Source organism: Rhodococcus sp. FW305-130, assembly GCF_058788335.1.
Genome location: NZ_JBYTAP010000010.1, coordinates 56508 through 75070, shown reverse-complemented (window position 1 = coordinate 75070; position 18563 = coordinate 56508). Strand labels below are relative to the sequence as shown.

Here is an 18563-nt window from a genome sequence, read left to right as displayed (position 1 = left end):
GCGAGACTGAGTCGTGGATCGGGTTCAGTGCCGTCGCCATAGAGTTGACGGGGTCAGCGCCGAACGCGGCTGTCGTCGAGCGCTACCTCTCTGGCATCGGGGTAATTCATTTGTCATGTGACTGAACACCTTCCGGGTGGGGTGGATATTCAATGTCGCGGGGGATGTCGTGCGAGTTTGTATGTGCACCCCACTGGTGGCGAGGATGGTCGGTGGCGCCAGTTCTCGGCACGGGCGGTGGAGGTGAACGCACCTGCGTCGGTGGAGGCTGCGATCATCGAGCGTTGATGGCGATGTCCTCGTCGTTCCGGCGACCAGGTCGACTTCCCCTGCGTCGCGCTCGCGAATGAGATCGATTACAGGAGATCAACGTACTGAGGTCGGGCCTTCATGGCGTGTATGAGTAGCTCGTTTCCGCTGTCGAAGCGCAGCACGACTAATTCCCGGAGGCGTCCGTTCGGGTCGAAGCCCAGCCGGAATTGGCGGGCGGGGTTGTCGTCGTCCAAGTCGGCGACGTACACGTGGTGCTCTGCCGCGTAGATGCCGGCGTCTTCGTTGATTCCGTGTTTGAGTGCGGATTTATGGGCTTTCACGCGACCTGGGTCCAGGCACGCACTGCTTCTCGGATCGCTTCGGATCGGGAGACGTGTTCTTGTTCTGCGCGGGCGTTCAACGCTTCGAGCAATGCGGCGTCCATACGTACGGGCACTACTGCGCCGGGGCCGACTCCGAGGGTGGGCCGGCCGCGTTTGCGCAATTTTTGGACGTCGTAGCCGGTCTCGGCTTCGACTGCCCATTCTTCGATCATGTTGTCGGTGACGGGCTGATCGTTGATCGTTTCGTCAGTCATAGATATTAGTGTAATACGAAATCGTGTTGACGCAGTCACCGAGTTCCGGATCCGGGTTTCGGCATGTCATCACAGGCGTCTATAGCCAATGACCCGTCACTACCACCTGGAGTGCATCGGTACGCGTCGGTTAGGCGCAGCAGGGCGGCACCCTGATGGCCGGCATGGTTCGGGACATCGGTCCAAGTGTCGGTCGTCCCACCGGTTTCCCGTCAGGCCAGACCTGCCTGGTGGGCGACAATCGCCGCCTGGACCCGGTTATCGGCATGGAGCTTGACCAAGATCGCGCTTACATGGGCCTTGACGGTGCCCTCCACCAGGTGCAGCCGTCGCGCGATCTGACCATTGGACAGGCCTTCCCCCAGCAGTGTGAGGACGTCCCGCTCACGGCTCGTCAGTCGCTCGACTCTCGACTTGATCTGGTTGAGGCCAGCCAGGTCGTTACGCAGGTGGCCGATGACCCACTGGGCGACAGCGGGGGAGAGGTAGGCGCCACCCGCCGCCAGTGCGTGCACCCCGGTTAGCAGTTCACGGGGGTCGCCCGACTTCAGCATGAATCCCTGGATTCCCTCGCCGATCGCCCGTGCGACGTATTGGTCCTCACCGAACGTGGTGAGGATGCATGCTGCAGTTTGCGGGACGGTTCGCCCGATCTCTGCGGCAGCCGAAATTCCGTCGAGTAGCGGCATGCGGATGTCGAGAAGGGCCACGTCCGGCCGATGGGCCTGAGCCAGGGCAATTGCCTCCCGGCCGTCCCGAGCCTGCGCCACTACCGTTACGGCGGGATCAGTCGAGAGCACGGCATGCACGCCAGCCAGAATCATTGGCTCGTCGTCTGCTAGCAGGACGCGGATCATCCTGCGCCTCCATGGGGGACGTGCGCTATGAGCCGGAACCCGCCGTGGTGGGGCCCGGCGGACAGGGTGCCGCCGCACGCCTGTAGGCGTTCATGCAGCGCCACGAATCCCGTCTGTGACCCGGGACTGCGACGGAGCGACGTGTTGGGCGGAGTGTTGATGACCGTCACCTGAGTTTCCTCGGCACTGCTATCGATCTTCACGGTGACGGCGGATCCGGGGGCATGGCGTGCAGCGTTGGTGATGCCTTCCTGGATCACGCGGTGGATGCAGCTGACCACTGGGATTGCCGCGTCCTCTGGGCCGTTGCGCTCAAGGGTCACGTCCATGCCTGCTCGGGCCGCTCGCCGGATCAAGTCGGCGATGTCGGGCCTAGTCGGTCCCCAAGCCACCGGACCATCGCCGCGCAGCATTCCGATGACCGCGGCGAGCTGGGTGATCGCCGATGAGGCACCGGACCGAAGTTCCGATGCCGCAGCTTGATGTGTTGTCGTCAGGGTGGTGTCCAATTCCATTGCACCGGCACGCAGGGCGAGCAGGTTGAGTTCGTGGCCCAGCGAGTCGTGCATGTCCTGGGCGATGCGACTGCGTTCCTGCAGGCGTGCTCGCTGGGCCGCCTGATCGGCCAGCTCGTCCTGCTGGTGCAGGTACCGACCACCGAGCCACGGGGCGCCGCAGGCCAGGCCGATGAGGAGGAGGGTCACGCTCCAGGACGACCCGGTGACCACGCTGAACGCGACCGCGCCGATGGCCCCCGCCCCGAGGATCGCCGCCGCTGCGCCGACGTTCCCGGCCCGTCGACCAGCGACGCCGGCAGCCGTCGCTGCGACGACGCACAGCGCGACTGCCCATGGCGGGACCACGTCCCTCATGCCCTGCCCAGCGCCGAGGCTGAGCATCACGCCTGCCGCCAGCCACGCATGCGGGTGATCCCCGGCCGCGAGCACCCACTCCGGCCGACTGCCGCGCCAGCTCTTCATGGCGAGGATCCTAGACCTCAAGACGGCGGGTCACCTGCAGCGAACGGAGTCTCGCCGCCACCACGACTACACCGATCGTGGTCGCGACCCCGAACCAGATCAGCAGGGCCGGCGAGTACAAGAACAGCTGCTCGTGGGTGAGGTCACGACCCCCACCGACCCACGACCCCAGCAGCCGGGGCAGCGCGATCAACAGCACCAGCGGTACGAACCACGCGGCGAGCTGCAGCGCGATCGACCACCACCGGCGACGGACGGCTCGGGCAGCCCACGCCCCGGCTCGTCGTACCGTGCGCACCCCCAGTCCGAAGCTGAGCAGCGTCACGGCGGCCAGCACCAGGTCGATGTAAAGCCGGGTCGCAGCGATCTGTTGCGGCTCCTCTCCTTCCAGGATCGCTGCCATCCCGTCCGCCAGAAGGTACGGACTCTCGTTGCCCAGGCCCAGGCCACTGTTGCTCATAATCGCGATGCCGTAACCCGATGGCAGCAGCATCTGGTACGCCGTGTGCGTGAACCAGACGCCGCTGTGGCCCCATCGACCTTTCTGATCCCGATCCCACCCCAGGCCGTACGGCTGATCATTCGGCGTCGAGCGCATGAGTTCGATGGTCTCCGGTGTGGCGAGACGTTCACCATTGGTCGCTATTCCCTCGTTGGTTTGCATAATGAGCCACTTCGCCATGTCGTCGGCGGTCGTGATCAGTCCGTCGGAGCCACTGACGAATCGCTCGGGCTCGGTCGCAGCGACGGATATGCCGTACAGATAGGTGTGTCCCTTTGACACCCCTTGTGGCAGGTCATCGGGCGTCATGTCGATGGAGGTGGTGTCGTCCATGTCGAGCGGATCGAGCACTCGTTCGTGCAGGTAATCGGCGAAGGGCTGCTGGCTTACCACTTCGACCAGACGGGCGGCCAGGTGGTAGTTCGTGTTCGTGTAGTGGTGACGGGTCCCAGGTTCCTCTGCCAGGGTCGCGTCGCGGGCCCGCTGCTCGGCAGCCTGGAGGCTGTGTGGTTGCGGCAAGCTCTTCTCGCGCAAGGTCTCGTCGCTGATGCCTGACGTCTGGTTCAGCAGCTCGCGGACCGTGATCTTCGAGCTGCGGGGGTCGTCCACCTCGAAGTCGGGTAGGTAAGACTGCACCGATTCGTCCAGGGCAACGGCACCTGACTCGACCAGTTGCATGACGGCAAGTGCTGTGAAGGATTTGCTCACCGACGCCACCGGCATCGGGGTGTCCGCCGTCATGTCCGCGCCGGTGGAGTCGTGCCCGTAACCCGCGGTCATGAGAACGTCGTGGCCGTGGGTGATAGCGATCGAGACCCCCGGGTACCCGGACCGATCCATGTAATCGGTTACGTACTTCTCGATCCCGGACCGATCGAGCTCGTCGATAGGCGCTGCCTGCGCCGATTGCGTCGGCAGCAGGGCCATGGCCACCAACAGGGTTGTTCCGAGTAGGCCTCGGGCAGGTCGAAGTCGCATACTCGTACGCTACGAATTCGCTACCTCCCGCACCTGACCCGAAAGTCGGTCGGCACCCCCGACCTTCGTCAGGGGGGCGGACCCTATACGCCGCCTTCAGCAGCATCCTGAACGGGCGCACTTCAACTCAGCGCGACAACCTCAAGATTGGGGGGGGGGCTGGTGAGAAGCGCCATCTCAGCTGCCGAACAACTCGTCTCAATCTAGTACGCCGCGCTACCGGCAATCTTCACGCCGATATCAGGCTCTGCAGCCGTGATCGGAACGACGGGTGTGACTGGTGCAGAAAAGAAGCCGTCCACGCGCTCATGCACGCCAGCGGAGACATCGCGCCCGCCGAGCTGCACCGAGGCCACGCCGAAGTGGAAGCCGAATCCGTCGCCTACGTCCTGGCCGGACTGCTCGGACTCGACACCACCGAATACAGCATCGGCTACATCGCCGGATGGGGAAACGGAGACCTCGAGGTCATTACCGACACTGCACGCGCAGTCCTCGCGACCGTCCGCACTCTTGCCGAGGCACTCGAACCCGCCTCCGACGAAGCCGAGAACACCTCAGCCGCCTAGATGACGGCAGCACCCGCAAACGCAGTGCGACACCGGGCGGTAGGAGCCCGCCCGGTGTCGCACCCGAACGTCTACAAAAGGGTCGTCCTTGGGTACGAACCTGTCGGAGGCCTCCGACAGGTTCGCCGTCGAGGCGGAGTAACCGGTCAGGGTGTGGCGCCGTCAGCCAGACCGAGCGCGAGGTAGCGAGATGAATCGCGAACATAGCCGCTCAGTTCGTTTGCCCACCATCGGGATCGAGCGCTTGGTTGTTGTGCCGACTCGACGGAAAAGGGGTCTGAGCTGCTCGGAGGGTTCGAACGATTTCGATTCGCGATCTTTCCGTCGCTCTGCTCGCATCGCGCTTTCGGAGTTCTGCGCGTCGTTTGGATTGTTCCGAGCGCCGAAAGCGATCGTGTTCGAGTCTCCGTTCCGTCGGGGAGATGACGGTCCAATCTAGTTGGGTCATTCGCCAGCGTAGGAATGCGCTTGGTCGTGGGATGTGGTTGGGCCAGGTCCAGCCTCGTTGTTGGGTGTCTGTGGTGAGTTGGCGGGCGATGTCGCGGCCGGTCCATCGGGTGGTTGGAGTGTGTCAAGGTTCTTGGACAGCGACTCGGCGGTTTCAGGCAGCTGATGCTGCGTTTCGATACTCGGCGAGGGTTTCCGCGGGGGTGCGATAGCCCAGCGTCGAATGCAGCCGTTGTCGGTTGTAGAACACCTCGATGTACTCGGCGACCGCGAACCGTGCCCGGCTCCGGGTGCCGAACGTTCGTCGGTAGTACATCTCGTTCTTCAGGGTCGCGAAGAACGACTCGGCCGCCGCGTTGTCCCAACACACCCCTGTCCGTCCGACACTGGTTCGCACGTACCTCGACTCGGCGAACTCTGCGAATTCCGTTGATGTGTACTGACTTCCGCGATCTGAATGGAACACTGCGTCCGTCCTGACGTGCCCACCGGTGACGGCCATCTGCAACGCGTCGACGATCAGCGACGTGCGCATGTGCGACGCGGTCTGCCATCCGACGACCATCCGCGTCGCGAGATCGATCACCGTCGCCAGATACAACCATCCCTCACTGGTGCGTAGGTAGGTGATGTCACCGACCAGACGCGCGCCCGGAACCTGTGCGGTGAAGTCCCGGTCGATCGGTCCGGGATCGCCGCCACCTCGCCGGCAATCGTGGTCCGCTTGTATGCACGTGGTTGCACCGCGCACAATCTCAGCTCGCGCATGATGCCGGCGACTGTGCCGACGCTGACCTCGATACCGTCCCGATTCAACTGGGCGGCCACGCGCCGGCACCCGTACGTCTGCCGCGACGTGTCGAACACCCGCCTGACCTGCTCGCGCAACCCTCGCCTGCGCGAGGCGGTCGGTGTCTCGACCCGGACACGCCAGACATAGAACGTCGACCGCGGCACATCCAACAGTGTGCACATCCAGTCGATCGGGTAGTTGACCTTCTCCGCTTCGATCAACGCGCAGCGCTCGGCTACGGGTGTGTCCTGGCGAAGAAGGCCGCGGCTTTTTTCAGAAACTCGTTTTCCATCCGCAGCCTGCGGATTTCTGACTCCATCTCCGCCACACGTGCCGCCTCCACCGGGTTCGTCGCGGTCGCGGGGTCGGGATTCTCCTCGCGCCACGCCTTGACCCAGTTACCGAGCGTGCCCGGATTGATCTCCAGGTCCCGGGCGACAGCGGCGAGTGAACGTCCCAGTCCGACAACCATTTGCACCGCTTCCGCCTTGAACTGCGGGCTGAACTGACGACGCTTCTCGGTCATGTACAGATCCTCTCTCATCCCGAGATTCACTGTCCAAGATCATTGGTACACCCCACCCTCGCTCCAGCATCTAACGTCTTTGGCGGTGGGGATGGAGATGTGGCTGTCGGCGAGTTCGACTAGGCCGACCTTCTGAGCTGATGCCATTGTCGGCACGAGGCCTGCTGGGCTGATCAGATTGGGGTCGTCGAAGACGATGCGGCCGATAGCCCGCTGCCCCGATCTACGCATTCCCTGCAGTGGCAACTGCTGTCAGGCAGTTGACTCCGAACAAGGCTTTGAGATCTCCGAACAGGGCGGGACTTTTGTGGACCCGGAACCGAGGATCCGTTTCCCACAGTGTCGTCGAACTGCCGGCCAGCGCGATGTGCACATCGGTGTCCCCGGGGTGAGACCGCAAAACGTCGCGAAGAGCTTCGATGTTGGAGCGTGTGCACACGTGCACCGGGAGCGTGAGGGTCATCGGGGCGGAAGATGGTCCGCCATTTCCCAGGTCGGGCGAGGAGATGTCGACTGCGACGATCGAAGTCCTGCCCACGCGGATGTTGACGTTTGCGGCAACGAGCAGAATGGAGTCCTCGGTGAGGACGTGCTGGAAGTTGGTGTAGGTGGCGGAGAAAACGAGCATCTCGGTTGCAGCATCGAGATCTGCGATTTCGACGATCGCCCACGGTTCGCCCTTCTTGTTCACGCGGCGGTCGACCGCCGCGACGATGCCGCCGATCACGATCTTCTGGCCGTTGCGGACCTTCCCGGCGTGGACTGCCGCGATCGAGGTGTCGGTGAGTGATGTGAGCGCTGCGGCGATGCCGTCGAGAGGGTGCCCGGAGACGTACAGTCCCAACATCTCTCGTTCGAGCGCCAGGCGATGCTTGGAATCCCACTCTTCCTCGGGAATCTTGACGTCGAACACCGACGTGATCGACTCGTCAGCCTCAGCCCCGCCAAAGAGGTCGAACTGTCCGACCGCCTCAGCTTTCTTGGTGCTCATCACGGAATCGATGGCGTCGGCATGAACCAACATCAGACCCTTCCGTGGGTGTTCGAGGGAGTCGAAAGCACCGGCCTTGATGAGAGATTCGGTGACCTTCTTGTTGCAGGCCATCGCGTCGATCTTGCCGAGGTAGTCGGAGAAATCGGTGAACTTCGACTTCTCGGTACGCGCCTTGATGATCGAAGCCACGACGTTGGCGCCGACGTTGCGGACCGCACCCATACCGAAACGGATGTCGTCGCCGACGGACGCAAAGTTCACAACCGACTCGTTGACGTCGGGAGGCAGTACAGTGATGCCCCTCGCCCGGCAGTCTGACAGATAGATTGCGGTCTTGTCCTTGTCGTCTCCGACGGAGGTGAGTAGACCGGCCGGGTAGTTCGCCTTGAGGTAGGCGGTCCAGTACATGACCAGGCTGTACCCGGCGGCGTGTGACTTGTTGTAGGCGTAGCCGGCGAACGGCAGCACAGCCTCCCACAGCGCCTTGACGGCGGCCTCGCTGAAGTTGTTGTCCAACATGCCCTGCCGGAAACCGGCGTACGCCTTTTCCAGCTCGGACAGCTTCTTTTTACCCATGGCGCGGCGGAGAAGGTCCGCTTGCCCCAGGGTGTAGCCGGCCACCTTCTGGGCGATCTGCATGATCTGCTCCTGGTAGACAATCAGTGCGTACGTCTCGCCCAAAATTTCGCGGAGCGGTTCGTCAAGTTCCGGATGGATCGGTGTCACCGACTCACGACTGTTTTTGCGGTCCGCGTACGCCCAGTGCGCGCCGACACCCATCGGACCGGGTCGGTAGAGGGCGTTCGATGCGATGAGATCGTTGAACTCGGTCGGGGCCATGCGGAGCAGCAACTCGCGCATGCCTGCCGAATCGAGTTGAAAGACACCAAGATTGTCTCCACGAGCGAGCATCGTATAAGTAGCTTCGTCCTCCAGGGCGAGCGTGTCGAGGTCGAGGTCGATGCCGCGGTTGGCTTTGATGTTCTCGAGTGTGTCGCCGATGACCGTGAGGTTTCGCAGGCCGAGGAAGTCCATCTTGAGCAGACCGATGGCTTCACACGAGGGGTAGTCCCAACCGGTGATGATGGCGCCGTCCTGGGCGCGCTTCCACACCGGGATAGCGTCGGTGAGCGGTTCGGACGACATGATGACCGCGCAGGCGTGCACACCGGCGTTACGGATCAGCCCTTCCAGACCCACCGCGGTCTTGTAGATCTTCGCGACGTCCGGGCTGGAGTCGATGAGCGCCCGTACCTCGACGGCCTCCTTGTACCGCTCGTGCTTCGGATCGGTGATACCGGAAACCGAGATGTCCTTGGCCATGATGGGCGGCGGGAGTGCCTTGGTGATCTGGTCGGCGATGGCAAAGCCCGGCTTGCCGAACTGGACGCGAGCCGAGTCCTTGATGGCTGCCTTGGTCTTGATGGTGCCGAAGGTGATGACCTGGGCGACCTTGTCGTTGCCCCACTTGTCCGTCGCGTAGCGAACCATCTCGCCGCGACGGCGATCATCGAAGTCGATATCGATATCGGGCATGGACACGCGCTCGGGATTGAGGAATCGCTCGAACAGCAACCCGTACGGGATGGGGTCGATGTTGGTGATGCCCATCGCGTAGGCCACCAACGAACCGGCGGCCGATCCACGGCCGGGCCCGACGCGGATCCCGACGTCCTTGGCATGGTTGATCAGGTCGCCGACCACGAGGAAGTAGGCCGGGAAGCCCATTTCGTTGATGACGCCGATCTCGTAGTCGGCGCGAGCGAGGTACTCCTGCGGAGGTCCGCTCGGGAAGCGGCGGTCCAGCCCGCGCATCACCTCGGTGCGCAGGAAGGTTTGCTGCGTGTGGCCCTCCGGGACCGGGAAGATCGGCATGCGGTCGTGGAACGCCCACACGTCCTCGTACGACTGCACACGCTCACCGATGGCAACAGTGTTGTCGCACGCACCCGGCACCTCGGCGTCCCAGATGGCGCGCATCTCGGCAGCGGACTTGAGGTAGTAGCCGTCGCCGTCGAATTTGAAGCGCGTGGGATCGGACAGCGTCTTGCCCGTCTGAATGCAGAGCAGCGCCTCGTGGTTCTCGGCGGCGTCCTTGGTGACGTAGTGGCAGTCGTTGGTCGCGAGCGGCGGTATACCGAGCTGCTGACCGATATTGAGCAGCCCCTCGCGCACACGGCGCTCGATCGAAAGACCGTGGTCCATCAGTTCGAGGAAGAAGTTGTCCGGTCCCCAGATCTCCTGCCACTTCGCGGCAGCTTCGAGAGCCTCGCGATCGTGACCGAGACGAAGACGCGTCTGGATCTCACCCGACGGGCACCCGGTGGTGGCGATGATGCCCTCGGCGTGCGCTGCGATGAGCTCCTCGTCCATCCGGGGCCACTTGCCGAGCTGGCCTTCGATGGACGCGAGCGACGACAGCTTGAAGAGGTTCCGGAGCCCGGTCGCGTTCTCGGCGACCATCGTCATGTGGGTGTACGCGCCGCTACCGGAGACGTCGTCGGACTTCTGGCTGCGATCGCCCCACAGAACTCGCTTGGTGTTGAAGCGGGATTCCGGCGCGATGTAGGCCTCGATGCCGATGATCGGCTTGATGCCGGCACTCTTGGCTTCGTTGTAGAACTGGCTGGCGCCGTACATGTTTCCGTGGTCGGTCATGCCGACGGCGGTCATTTCGAGACGAGCGGCCTCCTCGAACATGGCGCCGACCTTGGCCGCACCGTCGAGCATCGAGTACTCGGTGTGATTGTGAAGATGAACGAACGAAGACCGACTCACGATTGCCGTCCGCTCAATGGAGGGAACACGATTTGGTTGTCATGCTTCAGTCCAGATCCCGGCAACATGGTAGGTATATGACCAGTTCGAGTGCATGTGCGTCGAACAAACAACACGCACTGACGACAACTAGTGGATGTGGAAGCAGGTGGCGGTCTTGGATCTGGATCTGTCTGCGGTACGGGCGGTGGTGGCGGTCAGCGACGAAGGTCAATTCGGTCTGGCCGCGTCGGTGTTGGGGATAAGCCAGCAGGCGGTGTCCAAGCGGATTGCCAAACTCGAAACTCAGCTGGGAACGCGTTTGTTCGAGCGCCGTCACGGTGCTGTCACGGCGACCGCAGTCGGTAGCCGGTTCCTTCCCCACGCGCGGTTGATTTTGGCGTCTGCCGACGCGGCGATTACGGCAGTTCGGGACTCGCCGGTTCTCCGAGTTGCGGTGCACGGCAATCAAATCGCTGACGCGAACTTGATGCGGTTCTATCTTGAACAGCGGTCTGACGCAGAAATCGAACTGATCATGGCCGGCCCGTCACTGACATCGCGGGATGCGGTCATCGACGGCCGCGTGGACGCAGCGTTCGCGCGTGCACATTGGCACATTCGCCCGCTCCCATCTCACATCGCCGCTGCACCTGCCTGCTTGGATGCGTTACATCTCCTGGTTGGTAAAGGCCACCCGCTCGCTGACCACGACCAGGTGGAACTTCATGACCTCGCTGGCTATACAGCCTGGGTGCCCGGCGCCGGATTCGGATCTGAAGTGGCCGACTTCTATCGCCAACTGAGCGAATATTGTGGAATCGTCATCGATACGGAACGTCACCCCGACGGCATCGGCTTCGCGAGCATCGTCGACCGCATCTCCGTCTCGACCACACTGGTCACTTTCGGGGGAGAAGGAACCACTACACCTTGGCATCCCGGCATTCGGCGAATCCCGATCACCAATCCCACTCCCGCCTATCCCATGTCGCTGTTGTGGCAGAATTCGGCAACTGGTCATCCGCAGCTAGCGCCCCTACGCGACTTCATCACCAGCAATTACGGTGGCAACGCAGTCAATGTTGCGTGGATACCGGAGCCAGATCGTTCACTCTTCGTCTGATAATTGCCGCACACTTTGCAGGTGCATCCGCCAGTCGGCGTCTACAGCAGAAAAGTCCTGCACTGCAGGGCATCTGGGACTGTCTCTAAATCGGTGTTCTGGCCCGACTAGCTAAGTGAACGCTCGGCTAGGAGGCGCCGAGATGACAACTCTGGACGATGCAGGCGACGAAGAGGGCTGAACCGCCGTCGGCGGAAGCTGCGGTGGGCCGCGGAGATGGCGCGACTCGCCAAGGAGCAGGGCTTGTCGCTGATCGGGTCGGACGGGCTGCTCAAACAGTTCAGCAAAACTGTTTTGGAAACGGCGTTGAACGAGGAAACCGGTCAGGTCGCGAACCGGCCAACTTGTGCCGCGATCGGCGTCAGCGTCGACGGCAGCCGTGACGTGCTCGGATTGTGGGCTGGAACCGGTGGTGAGGCGCAATTCATCTGCAAACGGACACACTGGATCGTTGATAACAGCCCCTGGGATGACTGTTTCGTGACCTCGCCGATCGAACGAGGCAGCGAAGTGCGCACCGCCGCGGCATGATGGCTGTATCGGAAGAGCACTGTTGAGCTCCCGCTAGAAAGGATTTGAACCGCTCGCTGGAGGCTTAAACGCAGGAACAGTCCAACAACGGTTCCAACCCCTCGCTAACGCTCGTTTCGAGGTCCGAGATCGCGCGCCGAGCGTCGCAGCGGAGAGAACGCCAGTGCGCCTGCCGCGATGGCGAACACGAGGGTGACGCCGATCAGGGTGGGGCGTTCGCCGATCACGCCGACCAACAGGCCTGCTGTCACGGCACCAAGGGCGGCCATGGTGCGGTTGACGGAACGCCGGGCGGCATTCACGCGCCCGAGAAGCTCATCGGGGGTGAGTGCTTGCCAATAGCCCATCTCGTTCGCGTTCTCCGCGCCTGCCGCCAACCCTTGCAGGCCCAGTGCCGCGAAGAGCAGCACATGGCCGGCACCCGTGTCCGTCGCGAAGGCCACGAGAAGCCAGGTGACGGGGTATACCGTGCGGGCGAGGATGACTGCTCGCCCTGATCCGATACGCGTGCCGAGCGCGTGTGCACTGGACGCTCCGAGGAGGCTGGCGACACCGAACGTCGTCAGCAGCAAACCGTAGGTGTAGGCGCTGAACCCGAGCGAGCGGAGAGCGAACAGAGACAGCACAGTCAACGCAGCTCCGTTGGCGAAGAACCACACGTGTGTCGATATCGCGAGCGGGTTGAGAGTGCGGTGGCGATACGTGAATCTCAGACCCTCACGCACTTCGTTCATCAGGTTGCGGGAGCGAGAAGCGGGTCGACGCTCGTCGACGTCGAGACCGGAATTGAGTGCGGCCTCAGCGAGGTAGCTGATTGCGTCGACGGCGATCACGACGGGAGCGCCGAGCAGGCCTACGAGTGCGCCTCCGACTGTTGGCCCCAATGTCGTTGCTGCTGCGTCGGCTTGGTCGAGTCGAGCGTTGGCTTGCACCAGTTGACTGCGTGGAACCAGCCGGGGCAACAAGGACTGCATCGCAGCGAAGCCGAAGACCGAGCAGGAGCCGAACAAGAGCAACACGATGACCAGAACCCAGATGTGCAGAAGGCCGGCGAGCCACAGGAGGGGGACGGCACCGAGCACCACCACTCGACCGACGCTGGCCCACACGAGAATTGGCTTGCGCCGCCAACGATCGACATAGACCCCCGCGAACAACCCGAGCACCGCATAAGGGATGAACTGAGCCGCATTCACCACACCCACTTCGAAGGGCGTCGCGTCTAGAAGCTGCACTACCAAAATGGGCATCGCCACCGCTGTCACCGACGAGCCGGCCGAACTGATCACCGCGGCCGTGAGGAAGCGGCGAAACGATGAACGATTGACTGTCGGAGAAAGCTCACTCATTGCTTCTACTCACGATGCCGCCACATGTCCGACTCCACAGGTCCGTCCCGTCCCATGACGGGGACTGTAGTCGAGCACTCCCGATATGGTACTGAGCCCGGGACGGTTGTTAGGCATTGCGAATTTGACAGAAGTAGTCGATATGGTGACAGGGGAGCGACTCTACCGACAGCGTCGGCGCAGGCCCGCACTTCGGCTCCCGATTGACCATCGACACCGCCGCCGAACAGTACGAATTCAAGGCAGCGCACCAGTGGGTTCCGCGCGCGGTCAACCGATTACGAGCCTCCGATAGCGGGGAGGGGCAGGCGGCCCTCCCCATTGCACAACCGAGCAGGGGATCGACACTGCCACCGCGGAGGGCCGCGCGATGTTCGGCATGCACTCGGTACTGGCCGAATTCCAGCGTGTGTTGAACGTAGCCAACACCCCGACAGGCTGGCTGCCGCTCCGATCGGGCCCCTGCTCCTATCTCCCGAAAAATGGAGGGACGTGTCGTTTCCACAGTTCAATACCTCTAGATGCTGAGGCCGGGCGGCCTGCCGATCCCGAATTCCGGTCCGCTCATGGCCTACGTCGAATGGGGGACCAGGTTGGCTCTGCAGAATTCGAGTCCGGGTGCCGAGGTGGTCGACCGCGCACCCCGTACCGTACTGGGACTGGGGAGTTGCCCCGCCCTACCGGGGCTGACCGCGGTAGGGCGTCGGGCCTGTCGGTTCAGAAGGGGTACTGCTGAATCGGCCCCTGGATGGTGGCCCACTGCAGTTCGGTGAACGCTTCGAGATTCGCGGTTGCACCTCCGACGCGTCCGCCGTTTCCGGACGAGCCCATTCCGCCGAACGGGATGTGCGCGTGGTCGCCGACGGTCTGGTCGTTGATGTGCACCAGTCCGGTCGGAATCTGCTGCGCGACTTCCCACGCTGCCATCGCATCTGCGCCGAGAATGCTCAGTGATAATCCGTACTCCGTGTCGCGGGCGATCTCCACGGCTTCGTCGATCGTCGTGTACCGCAGCACGGGGGCGACCGGACCGAACACTTCCTGGCAGAACGCGGGGGTGCCGCGCTTCACGTGATCGAGGACGGTCGGACGGTAGAGCAGTCCGTCGTGGGTGCCGCCCTCGACGAGCGTCGCTCCGGCCGCGACACTCTCGGACACGAGTCGATGGACATTGTCGCGTTGCACCGCATCGATGATCGGGCCGAGTGCCACCTCGTCGGTGTACGGGTTGCCGACGGGGAGTGCTCGTGCCTTCTCGGCGAGCACCGCCACGTACTCGTCGGCCACCGACTCGTGAACCAGATGCCGGCCGGCAGCCATGCAGATCTGCCCCTGGTGAAGGTAGGCACCCCAGGCGCCGGCCGAGGCGGCCCTGGTGACGTCGGCGTCGGGAAGGACGATGAGGGCGTTGTTTCCGCCGAGCTCGAGGTGCGCCCGCGTGAGGTGCGCGGCCGCGGACTCGCCGACCTTCCGTCCCGCCGATGTGGAACCGGTGAACGCGATCACGCGGGTGTGCCGGTCGGCGACGAGAGCGGCACCGGCATCGGCACCGCCGGGCAGCATCTGGAAGACGCCGTCCGGTACCCCCGCGGCCGCGAACACCGCGGCCAGTGCGACGCCGCCGCACACGGCGGTTCGGGTGTCGGGTTTCAGGATGACCGAGTTGCCCAGCGCCAGTGCGGGTGCCACAGCCCGAATCGAGAGGATCAGCGGGAAGTTGAACGGGGCAATGACTCCGACGACGCCCGCCGCGATCCGGCGGCTGAAGCTCAGCCGCCCGTCGGCGGACGGCAGCACCTCACCTTTCGGGTGTGACGGCAACGCCGAGGCCTCGTAGCATTCCTGGGCCGCGGTGTGCGTCTCGAGGCTGGCCTTCGTGCGAATCGATCCGGCCTCCCGGACGATCCATGTCTCGATCTCGTTGGCGTGCTCTTCGAAGAGCTGACCTGCGCGGCGCAGGATCGCAGCCCGCTCCTCGAATGGAGTCTTCTCCCAATCCTGCTGGACAGCAGCAGCCTTGGTGCAGGCGGCGGTGATGTCGGCGGGGGTCGCGGTGCCGACGTGGCCGAGGATGTGGCCGGTCGCGGGCTCCACCACCTCCGCGGACGCGCCGTCGGCGGTGATCCAGCTGCCGGTGAAGACCTTCTTCTCCCAGTCGATGTCGAGGAGGCTCATCGTCGATCCTTCTTTCGGTGAGGTCGGTCAGGACGCGAATACGGGCGACGGAGTCGTGGATTCGGTTGGGGGGGAGCGAAACTTGCGTTTCGCGACGATTGCCACCGCGATCGCGCCGATGATTCCTGGAACGGCGACGACGAGGAAGTTCTGCTGGAACGGCAGGTGAAGGGAGAGGAGTGCGCCACCGAGGGTGGGGCCACCGATCGCGCCGATTCGTCCCATGCCCGCTGCCCATCCGACGCCGGTCGACCGTACCTCGGTCGGATAGAACTCGACGGCGAAGGCGTGGATGATGGCCAGCGCGCCGATGGTCGCCCCGCCGGCAACGAACAACAGCACGTTGAGCAGTGCGGAGGGCGGATTGAACGACAGTCCCACCAGCGACAGAGATGCCAGGGAGAAGTACGTGATCAGGGTGTTCCGGTAGGTCCAGCGGTCGGCCAGCCAGCCACCGAAGATCGCGCCGGCGATGCCGCCGAGGTTCAGCACGACCAGGGTCCACAGCGCGGAGTTCAATGCGTACCCGGCTGTCTGCATCAGTTTGGGTAGCCATGTGTTGAGTCCGTAACTCAACAGCATGCACATCGCGAAGAAGATCCAGATCAGGAAGCTGTTCATCGTATTTCCGTTGGTGAAGAGCTGTGCAACAGGCGCCTTCCGAACGGCGGGACGTGGAGTGGCCATCACATCACTCAGGTCGCGGTCGGGATCGACCTTGGACAGCACCTCCTCGAGCTTGTCCTGCCGACCGTTGATTGCTAGGAACTCCGGCGATTCCGGCAGATACTTCAGCAGCAGGGGCCGCAACAGGAGCGGCAGGCCCGCCACATAAAACACCCCACGCCACGTCCACAGCGGCTCCACGTTGATCGCGAACACCGCGGCGGCGATGCCACCGACGGAGTAGAAAGACGACACGAAGGTGACGAGCAGAGCCTTCGATGTTCGGGGGGCGAGTTCGGCGATCAGAGCCGTGAAGTTGGGCACGAGCGCGCCGAGCGACACACCGACGACGAGACGAAGTATGCCGAGTTGTGCAGGCGCACCGGCGAAGGCGCAGCTGAACGATGCCAGGCTCGCCACCGTCACGCAGATGAGCATCAGCGGCCGTCGGCCGTAGCGGTCGGCGAGCGGCGCGACGAACAGACCGCCGATCAACATGCCGATGAGCGCCATGGATCCGAGGGTGCCCGCGGTGACCGGGTCCATGTTCCACTCGTCCATCAAATGGACGATCACGGTGCCGTAGGAGACCATGTCGTAACCGTCGATGATCATCAGCAGTGAGCACAGGGCCACGACACCGTAATGGAACGGACGTAGGCGGGCGTTGGAGACGATCGAGGTAACTGTGTTCTGGGACAGCGGGTTCTGGGACAAAGGCTTACTCCCGATGTGGGGCAGCGTCGCTGCCGAGGGAACGAGTGGGCGATCAGGGTTCGGTGAGGTCAGTCTCGACCTCGATGACGGCAGGCTTTCCGCTGCCGAGGGCGGTCTTGAACGCGCGGACGAAGTCGTCGCCGGTCCGCACCGCGGTGGCTGCCACCCCGTAACCTGCGGCGAGGGCGGTGAAGTCGATCCCGGGGACGTCCATGCCGGGCGTCTCGCCGGAGCCCAGCACTGTCGAGAACCAGCGCAGCGCGCCATAGGTTCCGTTCTTGAGGATCACTATGATCACCGGGATGTCGTACTGCGCCGCAGTCCACAGAGCGGTGATGCCGTAGTTGGCCGACCCGTCTCCGATCAGGCCGATCACCTGCCGGTCCGGATGGGCCAGTTGCGCCCCGATCGCGGCGGGCAGTCCGAAGCCGAGCCCACCCGACGCGGGGAAGAAGTAGCTGCCCTGGTGGGAAAGGTCCACCTGTGCCCAGAACGCTCCGGTGGTGGACGTCGACTCCTTGACGTACACGGCGTCGTCCGGCGCGGTGCCGCGCAGCAGTTCGAACAGTTCCTCGGGATGTACCCGCTCGGTCGACGTCCGCGCCGCCGGGAAGTCGGGTAGTGCAGCGAGGGCAGGACGGCGACCGGGCGTGACCCCGTCCGCGAGTCGCGACAGTGCGTCGCGGACACCGCCCACCAGCGCATCGCCCATCGGGGCCCGGGCGGCCTCGCCGGGGTCGCTGGTGAGGTGGATGAGCCGGGCGCTGTCGGGCAGGTATTCGCCGGGGACGAATTGGTGGTACCGGAACACGGGGGCGCCGGCGACGAGGATCAAGTCGTGCCCGGCGAGGGCGTCGGTGAGGCCCTGCACGGCGGCGGGGAGTACCCCGCGGAAGCTGCGGTGCCGGGTGGGAAACGGGCAACGTGACGGGGATGGCGCGAGCCAGACGGGGGCTCCGAGTGCGTCCGCGAGTCGCACTGCGTCTTCGTTGGCTGATTCGGCATCGACTTCGGGTCCTAGTACGAGGGCGGGGTTCTCGGCGCTGTCCAGGGCTTCCACGAGGGCGGCGAGTTGTTCTGCGCTGAGGCAACCCGCCGCGGCCGTGGTGCGGGTGAGGAGGTGCTTCGTCTCGGCCGGTGCTTCCTGCGCCCAGTCGTCGTACGGCACTGATACGTAGACCGGACCCTTCGCGGGCAGGTTTGCGATGTGGATGGCCTGACTGATCGCTCGCGGCACATCCTGCGCGCACGCCGGTTCGCACGACCACTTCACCAGCGGCTGCGGCAGTGACTGTGCGTCCACGTTCGCGAGCATCACCTCCTGGCCGATAGTCGAGCGCACCTGCTGCCCGGCGGTGATGACCAAAGGACTGTGCGAATACACCGAGTTGGTGAGCGACCCCATCGCGTTGCCGGTGCCCGCAGCGGCGTGCAGATTGACGAAGGCCGCGCTGCCGCGTGCCTGGGCGTACCCGTCGGCCATCGCCAGGACGGCGCCTTCGTGAAGTCCGAGGATGTAGCGGAAGTCCTCGGGCATGCCGGCGAGGAAGGGAAGCTCGTTGGATCCGGGGTTCCCGAAGATGGTGGTCAGGCCGTGCGCCCTCAGCAGGTCGTAGGTCGCTTCGCTCACGTCGGCCATCAGATGTTCTCCCATTCTTCATATGCTTCTCGCGGTGTGACCTGAACCACGGTAGGGAGGCTGTCGTCATTGGTCCAATGAATGTTGTCGATCAATGCATAGATCGG

12 protein-coding genes and 4 pseudogenes are annotated in these 18563 nt (G+C 63.8%); 4 read left to right on the top strand and 12 right to left on the bottom strand.

Features of this window, described 5'->3' with window-relative positions; genetic code table 11:
- Positions 1 to 356: 356 nt before the first annotated feature.
- The 5 genes from AC3WQS_RS27145 to AC3WQS_RS27125 form a co-directional block, all read right to left on the bottom strand.
- A complete protein-coding gene (locus AC3WQS_RS27145; protein ID WP_492712950.1) occupies positions 357 to 593 on the bottom strand; it encodes a toxin in 237 nt (78 codons plus the stop codon).
- Positions 590 to 850, bottom strand: a complete 261-nt coding sequence (locus AC3WQS_RS27140) for a ribbon-helix-helix domain-containing protein (RefSeq protein WP_492712951.1) — start codon at positions 848 to 850, stop codon at positions 590 to 592. Before AC3WQS_RS27140 ends, AC3WQS_RS27145 begins: the two co-directional genes overlap by 4 nt.
- A 212-nt stretch (positions 851 to 1062) precedes the next feature.
- A complete protein-coding gene (locus AC3WQS_RS27135) occupies positions 1063 to 1707 on the bottom strand; it encodes a response regulator (RefSeq protein ID WP_492712952.1) in 645 nt (214 codons plus the stop codon).
- Positions 1704 to 2687 carry a sensor histidine kinase gene (locus tag AC3WQS_RS27130; protein WP_492712953.1) on the bottom strand — a complete coding sequence of 328 codons (984 nt, stop codon included), beginning with the start codon at positions 2685 to 2687 and terminating at the stop codon, positions 1704 to 1706. Before AC3WQS_RS27130 ends, AC3WQS_RS27135 begins: the two co-directional genes overlap by 4 nt.
- 10 nt (positions 2688 to 2697) lie before the next feature.
- A complete protein-coding gene (locus AC3WQS_RS27125; protein ID WP_492712954.1) occupies positions 2698 to 4167 on the bottom strand; it encodes a serine hydrolase domain-containing protein in 1470 nt (489 codons plus the stop codon).
- A 308-nt stretch (positions 4168 to 4475) separates the two neighbouring features.
- On the opposite strand from AC3WQS_RS27125, the gene AC3WQS_RS27120 reads away from it, so the two are divergent.
- On the top strand, positions 4476 to 4736 hold the full coding sequence (locus AC3WQS_RS27120) for a hypothetical protein (protein ID WP_492712955.1): 261 nt from the start codon (positions 4476 to 4478) through the stop codon (positions 4734 to 4736).
- 601 nt (positions 4737 to 5337) lie between these two features.
- On the opposite strand, the pseudogene AC3WQS_RS27115 reads toward AC3WQS_RS27120, so the two are convergent.
- The 3 genes and pseudogenes from AC3WQS_RS27115 to dnaE form a co-directional block, all read right to left on the bottom strand.
- Positions 5338 to 6502 (bottom strand): annotated as a pseudogene (locus AC3WQS_RS27115) (IS3 family transposase).
- A 78-nt stretch (positions 6503 to 6580) separates the two neighbouring features.
- Positions 6581 to 6733 (bottom strand): annotated as a pseudogene (locus tag AC3WQS_RS27110) (IS1380 family transposase); the annotation flags it as partial.
- Complete coding sequence (gene dnaE / locus AC3WQS_RS27105; RefSeq protein ID WP_492712964.1) at positions 6726 to 10226, bottom strand: DNA polymerase III subunit alpha; 3501 nt, start codon at positions 10224 to 10226, stop codon at positions 6726 to 6728. The pseudogene AC3WQS_RS27110 and the gene dnaE, both read right to left, overlap by 8 nt.
- Positions 10227 to 10410: 184 nt before the next feature.
- On the opposite strand from dnaE, the gene AC3WQS_RS27100 reads away from it, so the two are divergent.
- From AC3WQS_RS27100 to AC3WQS_RS27090, 3 genes and pseudogenes are all read left to right on the top strand, one after another.
- Positions 10411 to 11379 carry a LysR family transcriptional regulator gene (locus tag AC3WQS_RS27100; protein ID WP_492712956.1) on the top strand — a complete coding sequence of 323 codons (969 nt, stop codon included), beginning with the start codon at positions 10411 to 10413 and terminating at the stop codon, positions 11377 to 11379.
- 177 nt (positions 11380 to 11556) lie between these two features.
- A pseudogene (locus AC3WQS_RS27095) lies at positions 11557 to 11697 on the top strand (IS256 family transposase); the annotation flags it as partial.
- Between the two features lie 3 nt (positions 11698 to 11700).
- Positions 11701 to 11796, top strand: a pseudogene (locus AC3WQS_RS27090) (transposase); the annotation flags it as partial.
- Between the two features lie 218 nt (positions 11797 to 12014).
- On the opposite strand, the gene AC3WQS_RS27085 reads toward AC3WQS_RS27090, so the two are convergent.
- From AC3WQS_RS27085 to mdlC, 4 genes are all read right to left on the bottom strand, one after another.
- Positions 12015 to 13259: an MFS transporter gene (locus AC3WQS_RS27085; RefSeq protein ID WP_492712957.1), complete on the bottom strand. Its 1245-nt coding sequence runs from the start codon at positions 13257 to 13259 to the stop codon at positions 12015 to 12017.
- 717 nt (positions 13260 to 13976) lie between these two features.
- Complete coding sequence (locus AC3WQS_RS27080; protein WP_492712958.1) at positions 13977 to 15434, bottom strand: aldehyde dehydrogenase family protein; 1458 nt, start codon at positions 15432 to 15434, stop codon at positions 13977 to 13979.
- Positions 15435 to 15461: 27 nt separating this feature from the next.
- Positions 15462 to 16832, bottom strand: a complete 1371-nt coding sequence (locus AC3WQS_RS27075; RefSeq protein WP_492712965.1) for an MFS transporter — start codon at positions 16830 to 16832, stop codon at positions 15462 to 15464.
- A gap of 37 nt (positions 16833 to 16869) precedes the next feature.
- Positions 16870 to 18456: a benzoylformate decarboxylase gene (gene mdlC / locus AC3WQS_RS27070; protein ID WP_492712966.1), complete on the bottom strand. Its 1587-nt coding sequence runs from the start codon at positions 18454 to 18456 to the stop codon at positions 16870 to 16872.
- Between the last annotated feature and the right edge of the window lie 107 nt (positions 18457 to 18563).

What these genes read in the sequence shown, in the direction of transcription:
- mdlC (WP_492712966.1), bottom strand. Translation starts at nt 18,456, where the DNA reads ATGGCCGACGTGAGCGAAGCGACCTACGACCTGCTGAGGGCGCACGGC.
- AC3WQS_RS27130 (WP_492712953.1), bottom strand. Translation starts at nt 2,687, where the DNA reads ATGAAGAGCTGGCGCGGCAGTCGGCCGGAGTGGGTGCTCGCGGCCGGG.
- AC3WQS_RS27120 (WP_492712955.1), top strand. Translation starts at nt 4,476, where the DNA reads ATGCACGCCAGCGGAGACATCGCGCCCGCCGAGCTGCACCGAGGCCAC.
- AC3WQS_RS27135 (WP_492712952.1), bottom strand. Translation starts at nt 1,707, where the DNA reads ATGATCCGCGTCCTGCTAGCAGACGACGAGCCAATGATTCTGGCTGGC.
- dnaE (WP_492712964.1), bottom strand. Translation starts at nt 10,226, where the DNA reads ATGCTCGACGGTGCGGCCAAGGTCGGCGCCATGTTCGAGGAGGCCGCT.
- AC3WQS_RS27125 (WP_492712954.1), bottom strand. Translation starts at nt 4,167, where the DNA reads ATGCGACTTCGACCTGCCCGAGGCCTACTCGGAACAACCCTGTTGGTG.
- AC3WQS_RS27140 (WP_492712951.1), bottom strand. Translation starts at nt 850, where the DNA reads ATGACTGACGAAACGATCAACGATCAGCCCGTCACCGACAACATGATC.
- AC3WQS_RS27080 (WP_492712958.1), bottom strand. Translation starts at nt 15,434, where the DNA reads ATGAGCCTCCTCGACATCGACTGGGAGAAGAAGGTCTTCACCGGCAGC.
- AC3WQS_RS27085 (WP_492712957.1), bottom strand. Translation starts at nt 13,259, where the DNA reads ATGAGTGAGCTTTCTCCGACAGTCAATCGTTCATCGTTTCGCCGCTTC.
- AC3WQS_RS27100 (WP_492712956.1), top strand. Translation starts at nt 10,411, where the DNA reads ATGTGGAAGCAGGTGGCGGTCTTGGATCTGGATCTGTCTGCGGTACGG.